The following is a 10,822-nucleotide window of genomic DNA, read 5'->3' as shown; positions in this document are numbered from 1 at the left end:
CGATGACGACGGCGCAGCGGCCGACGCTCGAAGCGGTGGCAGCGCGGGCCGGGGTGTCCCGCGCCACCGTTTCCCGGGTGGTCAACGGCTCCACCACCGTCGCCGAACCGATCCGCGAGGCGGTCACCCGGGCGGTCGCCGAGTTGGGGTACGTACCCAACCTGGCGGCCCGCAGCCTGGTCACCCAGCGCACCGACTCGATCGCCCTGGTCATGCCGGAGGCGGCCACCCGGGTCTTCTCCGACGACCAGGTCTTCCCCGGCATCATCCGGGGCGTCAGCCAGGAGTTGGAGGCGGCCGACAAGCAACTGGTGCTGATGCTCGCCGGCTCGCCGGCCGGGCACCATCGGGTCGAGCGGTACACCACCGGCCGGCACGTCGACGGCGTGCTCTTCGCGTCGCTGCACGGTGCCGACCCGCTGCCCGGCACGCTGGCCCGACTCGGCATCCCGGTGGTGGTCAGCGGCCGCCCGCTCGGCGACGTGCCCGTCCCGTACGTCGACGTCGACCACGTCGCCGGGGTGACCGCAGCCGTTCGGCACATGATCGACAGCGGTCGCCGACGGATCGCGACAATCGCCGGGCCACAGGACATGGTCGCCGGGATCGAACGGCTCAGCGGTTACCGCAGCACTGTCGCCGACGCGGGGCTGCCCGAGCTGATCGCCATCGGCGACTTCACCCGGGAATCCGGGTCGGCGGCGATGCGCCGCCTGCTCGCCGAGCATCCCGACCTCGACGGCGTCTTCGCCGCCTCCGACCTGATGGCGCACGCCGCTCTGCGGACGCTGCGCGAGGCTGGTCGGCGGGTGCCCGACGACGTGGCGGTGGTCGGCTTCGACGACATCGAGACCGCCGCCTACACCGAGCCGCCGCTGACCACCGTCCGGCAGCCGATCGTGGAACTCGGCCGCCGGATGACCCGCCAACTGCTCCGGCTGGCCGCCGGGGAGAGCATCGAGGAGGCGATCATGCTCCCCACCGAGCTGATCCGCCGCGCCTCCGCCTGACCGCGCCTCCGCGCCTCCGCGCCCGCCGCGCGGCACGCGCCGGGCCCGCCCTGCAAGATCCGCACAACTTCAGGGAAATAGTGGCCTCCCGGCGCTCGGAGGCCACTATTTCCCTGAAGTTGCTGCCTGCAGGTCGGTCGCAGGCTGCGGACGCACATGGTTAATGCGTCGCTCGGGCGGGCGACCTTGGTTAGCCTCGCCGACATGCCGGATCCTGTCGCGCTGCCGTACGTGCTCAGCTTTATCCACCAACCCGTAGAGGTCGAGGCGGTCGCCGCCGTACGGATAGGGGCCTGACATGCGTATCCGTGTGGCACAGCCGGACGACGCCCCAGGTGTGGTGGCGCTGCGGACGATCGTCTACCCCTATCTGGTGCGCGGGGTCGAGTCGACCCGGAAGATGCTCGCCGAGCCCCCACCCGAGGAGGGCTGGACCGCCTTCGTGGCCGAGGTCGACGACCAGGTGGTCGGGTGGACGTCCGCGCAACGCTCCGGCTGGACCTCCACCCCAGACTTCGGCGAGATCTCGATGCTGCACGTGCACCCGGAGCACCGGCAACAGGGCCTCGGCACGGCGCTGCTGACCGCCGCCACCGACCACCTCCGCCAACTGGGAATCCGTCGGATACGCGCGATGGCGCAGACGGACGGGCTGCCGTTCGCTCGCCGGCACGGTTACGAGCCCAGCCGGGAGGTGCGCTACTCGGCGCTCGACCTCAACCCGGCACCCGCGCTACCCGAGCCGCCCCCGGGCGTACGACTGTTGCCGATCTCCGACCTGGACCCGCACCTGCTGTACGAGGCCGACGTGGCCTCGGCCGCCGACGAGCCGGGCGACGTGCCGGTCGACTCGATCAGCTACGAGAGCTGGCAGTACGACGTCTGGAACAACCTCGGCCTGGACAAGGCGGCCAGCACCGCCGCCGAGGTCGATGGTGTGGTCGCCGCCTTCAGTCTGGTCAAGCGGGACGGGGACCGGATGTGGTCGGACTTCACCGGCACCATCCCGGAATACCGGGGGCGGGGCCTCGCCCGGCTCACCAAAACGGCAGCGCTGCACCGGGCCGCCGCGAACGGCGTGCGCGTCGCCTACACCTCGAACGACGAGGCGAACGGGCCGATGCTCGCGATCAACACCCGGCTGGGCTACCGCCAGGTGGCATCCCAGTGGACCTGCCTGGCCGACGTGACCTGACCGGCAGCCACCCGCGCGTCAACGACCCCCGCCCGCGCCGATCTTGCACATTCGGTCGCCGATATGAACGGAATGCCCCCTATGCCGCGACAGAATGTGCAAGATCGCGGAAAGGTGCGGCTCTACCAGGGTGATCTCCACGTCAGCTCTCCTCGATGGGCTGGCCCATCGAGCGACGGGCCAGCAACGTGGCACCGGCGACCGCGGCCGGCATGATCAACACGGCGCCGAGCGGGATCAGGAAGCAGAGGAAGACGGCCACTCCGAAGCCGAGCGCTGTGGGCCGGTCGGCCTTCAGGATCGTCCGGCGCTGCGGCAGCCGCATCCCCCGTCGGTAGAACGGTGCACCCACCAACTCCACGGCGAGGAACCACCCGCCCACTGCCGCCCCGATGACCGGGACGACCGTCTGGCCGACGATCGGGATGAAGCCGGCGACGAAGAGCGGGATGCCGACCAACGCCGTGAGCGCCACCAGGCGTACCGAGTCGGCGAGGCTGCGGCGCAGCGACGACCAGAAGGGCACCTCCACCGCCCCCGGCGTGCCGCCGTACCGCTGCTCGACCTGCTCGGAGATCTTCTCGTAGAACGGGTCGCCGATGACCAGGGTGACAGCGGTGAAGGTGAGCACGCCAAGCAGGCCGCCGAGCCCCAGGAAGGCCAACCCGGCGATCACCCGGACCAGGCTGCGGCCGGTGCTCGACCAGTCGTCGGCGAACGGGGTGACCAGCGCGGCGAGGTCGTCCACGAAGTACACCAGGGTGGCGAGCGCGGCCAGGAAGAGCGCGCCGGAGATCAGCGCCGGCACGATGCCGAGCAGCATCAGCCCCGGGCTGCGGACGTAGAGGCCCAGCCCGCGCAGGAGCAGCCCCGCCCCGGCGAGGAAGCGTCCGACGACCCCGGTCACCGGGCTGGCGATTCTGCTGGCATCCACGATCGAGCAGCCTAACCAGCCGTGATCGGATCCGCCGGGCGGAGCGCTAGCAGCGACTCACCTCGTACACATCAACCGGTTGACGGACGGCGGTGATCCACCGGGGACGCCGAGGTTCGTCGCTGACCGGTCGATTCGCCGGCGGGCCACCCCGACAACCCTTGAGGGGTACGAAGTCAGCGGCGGCGGAAGGCGGCACGATGCCGGTCATCGAGGTGACCCACCTGAAGAAGCGGTACGGCGACCTGGTGGCGGTGGACGACGTGTCGCTCGCCGTGGAGGCCGGGGAGATCTTCGGCGTCCTCGGTCCGAACGGCGCCGGCAAGACCACCACGGTGGAGTGTGTCGCCGGGCTGCGTGTCCCCGACGGGGGCGGGGTGTCGGTCCTCGGGCTCGACCCTCGCGGGGACGCGGCCCAGCTACGCCAGCGGGTCGGGGTGCAACTCCAGGAGAGTCAACTGCCGGACCGGTTGCGGGTGGCCGAGGCGCTGGAGCTGTACGCCTCGTTCTACAGCAACCCCGCCGACCCGGCCGAGCTGATCGACAGGCTGGGCCTCGGCGACAAGCGGAACACCGCGTACAAGAAGCTCTCCGGCGGTCAGAAGCAGCGGCTCTCCATCGCGCTGGCCCTGGTGGGCAACCCGGAGATCGCCATCCTCGACGAGCTGACCACCGGGCTGGACCCGCAGGCCCGCCGGGACACCTGGGGCCTCATCGAGCAGGTCCGCGACAGCGGGGTGACGATCGTGCTGGTCACCCACTTCATGGAGGAGGCCGAGCGGCTCTGCGACCGGGTCGCGGTGATCGACCGGGGTCGGGTGGTCGCCCTGGACAGCCCGGCGGGCCTGGTGTCGTCTGTGGCTCCGGAGCAGCGGATCCGGTTCCGGCCCTCGGCTCCGGTCGACGACCGACTCCTCACCGACCTGCCCGAGGTGTCCGCCGTGCAGCGGACCGGTAGTCAGGTGGTGGTGACCGGCACCGGTGAGTTGCTGCACGCCGTCACCTCGGTGCTCGCGCGCCACCAGATCGTCGCCGCGGACCTGCGGCTGGAGCAGTCCACCCTCGACGACGCCTTCGTCGAGCTGACCGGGCACCGGCCCGCCAACTGAGAGGGAGCCGGCATGCACGCCTTCCGCAACATCCTGAAGACCGAGGCGCGGCTCTACCTCCGGGACCTGCCGACGCTCCTCACCACGATCGGACTGCCGACCCTGATCCTGGTGGTGCTCGGGCTGATCCCCTCGCTGCGCAAGCCGGACCCGACCTTCGACGGGCAGACCTTCGTCAGCTACTTCGCTCCGTCGCTGCTGGTGGTCACCCTCGCCATGGTCGGGGTGAACATCCTGCCTTCGGTGCTGGCCACCCACCGGGAACGCGGCGTCCTGCGTCGGCTGGCGACCACCCCGGCGCACCCGGCGGCTCTGCTCGCGGCCCAACTGGTGCTGGCCCTGGCCGGGATCCTGGCCAGCGCGCTGCTGCTCATCGTCGTCGCCCGGCTCGCGTTCGGGGTGCCGTTCCCCCGGCACCCGCTCGGCTTCACGCTGGCGTTCATCCTCGGCACGGCCGCGCTGTTGTCGCTCGGCCTGCTGGTCGCCGCCGTGGCCCGCACGACGAAGGCGGCCCAGGCCCTGGCCGTGCCGCTGTTCCTGGTGACCATGTTCTTCGGCGGGGTCTACCTGCCTCGGTTCCTGCTCCCGGACGTCGTGGCGCGGATCGGCGACTACACGCCGCCCGGGGTGCAGGCACTCCTCGACGCCTGGACCGGCACCCCGCCGCAGCCGCTGCACCTGGGGATAATGGCGGTGATCGCCGTGGCGGCCGGCGCCAGCGCGGCGAAACTGTTCCGCTGGGAGTGAGCGGAGATGCGATGACCTGCAACGGTGGGCACGACCGTCTGGCCAGTTGGCGGGAACGCGAGGCGAGCCTCTATCGGGTGTTCCCCTTCGGCGGGCTGACCCTGGGCACCCTGCTGGCCCTCGTCGCACCGGCGCCCGCTCATCTTGGGGCACTGCCCACCCTCGCCATCGCCGTGGCGGCCGGATGCTGGGTCGCCTGGTTCGTCACACTGCACCCCGGCTGGCAGAGTCGGCGCACGCTGATGGCGGTCTACTATGCCGGCCTGCTCATGTTCGCCGCCGCACTGGTGGCCGCCAGCCCGTGGTACGGCTTCTTCGCCTGGATCGGCTACATCCACGCCTTTCCGGTGCTGCCCGGGCGCTGGCGGGTCGCCGGCGTGGTCACCACTGCCGCCCTCGTCGCCACGTCGCAGGGCGGCGGTCTGTCGGTGGTGACGTCGCACCTGCCACTCTGGCTGGTGCTGGTGCTGTTCAACCTGGTGGTGGCCGGCTCGGTGACCTGGTTCGCGATGATCGCCGAACAGGAGGACGCCAAACGCAAACGGTTGGTGGCGGAACTCGGCGAGACCAACCGCCAACTCACCGAGACGGCCAGTGAGAACGCCGGGCTGCACGCCCAACTGCTCACCCAGGCCCGGGAGGCCGGCGTGCTGGACGAACGGCAACGGATGGCGCGCGAGATCCACGACACCCTGGCGCAGGGGTTGACCGGCATCATCACCCAGTTGGAGGCGGCCGAGCAGACCCGCGACCGGTCCGCCGACTGGCGTCGGCACGTCGACAACGCGCTCGCCCTGGCCCGGGAGAGCCTCACCGAGGCCCGCCGTTCGGTACAGGCGGTCCGTCCGGAACCGTTGGAGACGGCCCGACTACCGGACGCCCTCGTCGATCTGGGCGGGCGCTGGTCGGCCCTGAACGGGGTACGAGCCGACGTGGCCACCACCGGCACCCCCCGCCCACTGCACCCTGAGGTCGAGGTGACACTGCTACGGGCCGCCCAGGAGGCGCTGTCCAATGTGGCCCGGCACGCCGCCGCCTCGCGGGTCGGGCTGACCCTGTCGTACATGGCGGACGTGGTCACGCTCGACGTCCGCGACGACGGGGCGGGTTTCGACCTCACCGACCAGCCGCTGCCCCGTGAGCCGGGCGGCGGGTACGGGCTGACCGCCATGCGGCAACGGGTGACGAGGGTAGGTGGCGAGTTGGCAGTCGAATCCGAGCCGGGCGGCGGCACCGCCATCTCGGCGTCCGTCCCCGCGCTACCCGGAGGTGCCGGTTGACCGCCCCGGTTCGGCTGCTGATCGTCGACGACCATCCGGTGGTGCGGGACGGCCTGCGGGGGATGTTCACGGGTGACCCCGATTTCGAGGTGGTGGGCGAGGCGGCGGACGGTTCGGAGGCGTTGGCCCTGGTCGCGACGCTGCTGCCGGACGTGGTGCTGATGGATCTGCGGATGCCCGGCATGGATGGGGTGACCGCCATCGGCAGGCTGGCTCGCGCCGGCAGCACCGCCCGGGTGCTGGTGCTCACCACCTACGACACGGACGCTGACGTGCTGCCGGCGATCGAGGCCGGCGCGACCGGCTACCTGCTCAAGGACACACCTCGGGAGGACCTGGTTCGGGCGGTCCGGGCTGCTGCCCGGGGTGAGTCGGTGCTCGCGCCCAGCGTCGCCGGCCGGCTGATGGGCCGGCTGCGCGCTCCCGCGGAGGAGCCGCTCAGTCAACGGGAGTTGGAGGTGCTCACCCTGGTGGCCCGCGGTGCCTCCAACCGGGAGGCGGCGACCCGCCTGTTCATCAGCGAGGCCACAGTCAAGACGCACCTGCTGCACCTGTACGCCAAGCTCGGGGTCAACGACCGGGCTGCCGCGGTGGCCACCGCGTACGACCGGGGGTTGCTGACGCCCGGCGGGCGGTGAGCGGCACCGGGCAGGATGGGCAGATGCGCGCGTCCCGACTGATCTCTTTGCTGTTGCTGTTGCAGTCGCGCGGGTCGATGACCGCGAGCGAGCTGGCGCGGGAGTTGGAGATCTCCGAGCGGACCGTCTATCGGGACGTTCTGGCGCTCTCGGCGGCGGGCGTGCCGGTCTACGCCGACCGGGGGCGTGCCGGCGGTTACCGCCTGCTCGGCGGGTACCGCACCCGACTGACCGGGCTGACCCGGGACGAGGCGGAGGCGCTCTTCCTCGCCGGGCTGCCCGGACCGGCCGGCGAGATGGGGCTCGCCGACGCTGTCGCGTCCGCCGAGTTGAAGGTGCTCGCCGCGCTGCCACCTGCCCTGCGCGACGCGCCGGCCCGTGCCGGGCAGCGGTTCCACCTGGACGTGCCGGGCTGGTTCCGGGAGACCACGCCACCGCTCTGGCTGCCCGAGCTGGCCCGGGCGGTCTGGGGCGACCGGGTGGTGGCGCTTCGCTACCGACGCGGCGACCGGGAGGTGACCCGCCAGGTCCAGCCGTACGGCTTGGTGCTCAAGAGCGCGGTCTGGTATCTGGTCGGCCGGGTCGGCGACGATGTGCGCACCTACCGGGTGGACCGGGTCACCGCTGTCGAGGTGGGCGACGAGCACTTCGACCGCGACGAGGGCTTCGACCTGGCCGGGCACTGGCGCGAGCAGGCCGGGTCGTTTTTGCGGACCATGCTGCGGGCCGAGGTCGCCGTCCGGCTGAGCCCCGCCGGCCTGCGCCAGCTCCGGCACCTGGTCGATGCCCCCTTCGTGTACGACGAACTGGTCGCCGCCGCCAGCCCACCCGACGGGCAGGGCTGGGTGGTGGCCCGGCTGCCCGTCGAGTCGGTCCCGGTGGCGTACCGCCAACTGCTGGGGCTCGGCCCCGAGGTCGAGGTCATCGACCCACCCGAGCTGCGGCGGTTGTTCGCGGAGAGCGCCGAACGGCTCGCCGCGCTCTACCGGTAGCCGGTCACGTCCGACGGCTTGCCCGCGTCGACCACCTCGGTGATGTAGCGGAAACCCTCGGGTTGGCTGCCGTCGAGGTCGGTGAAGCCGTACACCTTGGACAGCGTGCCGGCGTCGACGGACGTGCCGCTCCAGCGGGCCTTCTCCTCGTCGGCGGCGAGCGCGGCCACCGCCCGGCCGACGAAGGCCGGGGTCTCCGAGATGAGGAAGTTCGGGTCGGTGGCGGCCCCGTCGCGCCAGTTCTCCTCGGTCACGCCGAAGTGCTCCAGCATCGCCTCGGAACGGATCCAGCCGGGGGTGAGCGCCACGGCCGTGCAGCCGTGTGGCTTCAGCTCGTGCGCCTGGCTGAAGGCGAGCCGGTTGACCGAGACCTTGGCGAGGTCGTAGAAGACCGACAGTCGGTAGTTCTCGTCGTTGTACGCCTTGGTGCCGTCGCCCATCTCCACCACCAGCCCGCCGGGCTTGCGGATCAGCAGCGGCAGGGCGAAGTGGCTGGTGATGATGTGCGTGTCGACTGCCAGTCGCAGGGTACGGAAGCCGGCGTCGAGCGGCTGCTCCCAGACCGGCTTTTCCCAGGTGACCAGCGGGTCGCCGCCCCAGATGTCGTTCACCAGCACGTCGAGGTGGCCCTGCTCGGCGTCGATCCGGGCAACCAGGTCGCGGACCTGCTCGGGCACCAGGTGGTCGACCTGAACGGCGATGCCGGTGCCACCGGCCGCGCTGACCAGTTCGGCGGTCTCCTCGATGGTCTCCGGTCGGTCCATCTCGGAGCGGCCGGCCCGGGAGCTGCGACCGGTGGCGTAGACAGTGGCTCCGGCCGCGCCGAGCTGAACGGCGATCTGCCGCCCGGCACCACGGGTGGCACCGGCGACGAGCGCGATCTTTCCTGTGAGCGGTTGTGTCATGCCTGCGACGTTGTCAGGAATACCTGACAACCGACGTCCGAATTCGGTACTCGATCTAGTCGACCAGTCGGACCCGGACCCGACGGTTGGCCCGGCCCTTGCTCTCCACCTTGACCACCTGGACCTTGCCGATCTGGGCGGTGGAGGCGACGTGGGTGCCGCCGTCGGCCTGCACGTCCAGCCCGACGATGTCGACAATCCGGACCTCCTGCTCGTCCGGCGGGATGAGGTTGGACTGGGTACGGATGATGTCCGGCAGGGCCAGCGCCTCGGTGCGCGGCAGCACCCGGGTGGCGACCGAGCGGTCGGCGGCCACCTCGGCGTTGACCAGCTCCTCGATGCGGCTCTTGAAGTCTGGCGGCACCTCGGGAAGGTTGAAGTCCATCCGGGCCTCACCGGGTTCCATGGAGTTACCCGTCACCAGCGCGCCGAAGTCGCGGAACACCACACCGCAGAGCACGTGCAGGCCCGAGTGGGTACGCATCAGCCGGGTGCGGCGCTCGTCCTCCACCGCGCCGACGACCTCGGTGCCGACCGGTGGTAGCGGGTCACCCTCGGCGGGGATCAGGTAGGGGTCGTCGCCCTTGCGGGTGCCGACGATGCGGGTCTGTACGCCCTGCCAGAGCAGCACGCCGTGGTCGGGTGGTTGACCACCGCCGCCCGGGTAGAACGCCGAACGGTCCAGCACGATGCCCTGCTCCGCATCGGAGTGCAGGACCGTGCACGTCCATTCGCGCAGTGTCGGGTCGGCAAGGTCCAGCCGGTGCGTGCGGCCGTGCTGTGTGACGCCCATGACAGGGCAGGTTACTCGTTCAGGAAGCCGGAGATGCGGTCCCGCAGATCGGCGCGTTCCGACCAGAGCACGCCGGGCCTGTCGTACACGTGCAAGGTGGCCTGGGGCAGCGCGACGGCGAGCCGCTCGGCGACCTCGACCGGGTGCAGGTCGTCGCCCGCGCAACCGATCACCAGCGCCGGCGCGGTGACGCCCGTCAGGTCACCGATCTGGCGCAGCGGTGTCTGGTCGGTGAGCGTGGCCAGACCGTCGGCGAGACCGTCGCGGAGCAGTTGGTCGAGCCGTTGTCGCAGGTAGGCCCAGCCGGCCGGGGTGTTGCGCACCGCCGGGGGCAACTCCAGCGTGACGATGTCGGCGACCGCCGAGGCGTCCCCGCTCTCCACCGCTTCCAGCAGGTCGGTGACGCGTTCGCGGGCGATCGGCCCGCGTGGCTCGTCGAGGACCGCCGGCAGGAAGAAGACAAGCTTGTCGAAACGCTCCGGGCTCTCCACGAGGAGCCGGCAGAGGGCACCCGCGCCGAGGCTCGCGCCGAACGCCCGGCTGGCGCCGCCGAGGTCGGCGATCGCCCGCAGATCCCGGGCCAGGTCCAGGTAGTCCCACGGCCCGTCCGGGGCTTCGGAGCGGCCGTGCCCACGGAACTGGAAGAACACCTTGCGGCCGTTCACTCCACTGCCGAACGGTCGGGTGGTGGCGATGCCGTGGCCCAGCCCGTGCGCGAACACGGTGACCGGATCACCGGTGCCGGTGACCAGCCGCTCCAGCCGTACGCCGTGCGGGGTGTCGACCAGCTCGGTCTCCGGCTCCGGCAGCGCCGGCCGGCCGGTACGCGGCCCACCCGGCCCGGGCCCCCAGGTGCGGGGCCCGCTGTCGGGTGGGGGCGGCCAGCGAAAACCTCTCACCAGAACCCTTTGCCGTCGCTCAGGTCGCGCAGACCGACCCGGACATCGAGCAGGTAGATCAGACCGGCGGCGATGCCGACCAGTCCGAAGAGGCTGATCGGACCGAAGCCGAGCAGGGTGAGCACGAGGCAGACCGCCAGGATGGCGATCCAACCGCCCTTGGGCAGCGTCCCGATGGCGGGGAAGGCGTCGGAGCGCTGCGTGACGGCGTGCACCAGGGCGACGCCCTGAACGATCAGCGCGAAGACGAGCAGGATCAGCTCGATCACGTCACGGACGGCAAAGGCGAAGATCGGCGCGGCGTTGGCCATGTCGGCCAG

General features: G+C 71.3%; 12 protein-coding genes. 7 read left to right on the top strand and 5 right to left on the bottom strand.

The window, feature by feature from the left end:
- Positions 1-2: 2 nt before the first annotated feature.
- Positions 3-1,010, top strand: coding sequence for a LacI family DNA-binding transcriptional regulator (locus OG992_RS23700; RefSeq protein WP_238683130.1), 1,008 nt, complete (start codon positions 3-5; stop codon positions 1,008-1,010).
- Positions 1,011-1,308: 298 nt separating this feature from the next.
- Positions 1,309-2,205 carry a GNAT family N-acetyltransferase gene (locus OG992_RS23695; protein WP_266304343.1) on the top strand — a complete coding sequence of 299 codons (897 nt, stop codon included), beginning with the start codon at positions 1,309-1,311 and terminating at the stop codon, positions 2,203-2,205.
- A gap of 142 nt (positions 2,206-2,347) precedes the next feature.
- Here OG992_RS23695 and OG992_RS23690 read toward each other — a convergent pair whose 3' ends face one another.
- Positions 2,348-3,139, bottom strand: coding sequence for an EI24 domain-containing protein (locus OG992_RS23690; RefSeq protein ID WP_238683128.1), 792 nt, complete (start codon positions 3,137-3,139; stop codon positions 2,348-2,350).
- Positions 3,140-3,339: 200 nt separating this feature from the next.
- Between OG992_RS23690 and OG992_RS23685 the strand changes: the two genes are divergently transcribed.
- From OG992_RS23685 to OG992_RS23665, 5 genes are read left to right on the top strand one after another with little or no spacing between them, the layout of a single operon-like run.
- Positions 3,340-4,248 carry an ABC transporter ATP-binding protein gene (locus OG992_RS23685; RefSeq protein WP_238683127.1) on the top strand — a complete coding sequence of 303 codons (909 nt, stop codon included), beginning with the start codon at positions 3,340-3,342 and terminating at the stop codon, positions 4,246-4,248.
- 12 nt (positions 4,249-4,260) lie between these two features.
- Complete coding sequence (locus OG992_RS23680; protein ID WP_266304342.1) at positions 4,261-4,995, top strand: ABC transporter permease; 735 nt, start codon at positions 4,261-4,263, stop codon at positions 4,993-4,995.
- Between the two features lie 11 nt (positions 4,996-5,006).
- Positions 5,007-6,275 (top strand): sensor histidine kinase, encoded by a 1,269-nt coding sequence (locus OG992_RS23675; RefSeq protein ID WP_266304341.1) that lies wholly within the window; start codon positions 5,007-5,009, stop codon positions 6,273-6,275.
- Positions 6,272-6,913 (top strand): response regulator transcription factor, encoded by a 642-nt coding sequence (locus OG992_RS23670; RefSeq protein WP_266304340.1) that lies wholly within the window; start codon positions 6,272-6,274, stop codon positions 6,911-6,913. The genes OG992_RS23675 and OG992_RS23670 overlap by 4 nt, the downstream gene beginning before the upstream one ends.
- A gap of 23 nt (positions 6,914-6,936) precedes the next feature.
- A complete protein-coding gene (locus tag OG992_RS23665; RefSeq protein WP_238683124.1) occupies positions 6,937-7,905 on the top strand; it encodes a YafY family protein in 969 nt (322 codons plus the stop codon).
- Here the strand turns inward: OG992_RS23665 and OG992_RS23660 are convergent.
- Genes OG992_RS23660 through OG992_RS23645 form a run of 4 tightly spaced genes read right to left on the bottom strand, consistent with a single transcriptional unit; the run spans position 7,896 to position 10,813 of the window.
- A complete protein-coding gene (locus OG992_RS23660) occupies positions 7,896-8,810 on the bottom strand; it encodes an SDR family oxidoreductase (protein ID WP_266304339.1) in 915 nt (304 codons plus the stop codon). The genes OG992_RS23665 and OG992_RS23660 overlap by 10 nt on opposite strands.
- 55 nt (positions 8,811-8,865) lie before the next feature.
- On the bottom strand, positions 8,866-9,603 hold the full coding sequence (locus tag OG992_RS23655; protein WP_124858939.1) for an alanyl-tRNA editing protein: 738 nt from the start codon (positions 9,601-9,603) through the stop codon (positions 8,866-8,868).
- 11 nt (positions 9,604-9,614) lie between these two features.
- Entirely contained in the window at positions 9,615-10,502 is an 888-nt protein-coding gene (locus OG992_RS23650) for an alpha/beta fold hydrolase (protein WP_266304338.1), read from the bottom strand.
- On the bottom strand, positions 10,499-10,813 hold the full coding sequence (locus OG992_RS23645; RefSeq protein WP_121653557.1) for a DUF2516 family protein: 315 nt from the start codon (positions 10,811-10,813) through the stop codon (positions 10,499-10,501). Before OG992_RS23645 ends, OG992_RS23650 begins: the two co-directional genes overlap by 4 nt.
- Positions 10,814-10,822 lie beyond the last annotated feature (9 nt).

Source organism: Micromonospora sp. NBC_00362, from assembly GCF_026342155.1.
In the GTDB taxonomy this organism is placed as follows: domain Bacteria; phylum Actinomycetota; class Actinomycetes; order Mycobacteriales; family Micromonosporaceae; genus Micromonospora; species Micromonospora hortensis.
Note: the sequence above shows the minus strand (reverse complement) of the source record. Positions and strands in the feature narration are given on the sequence as shown.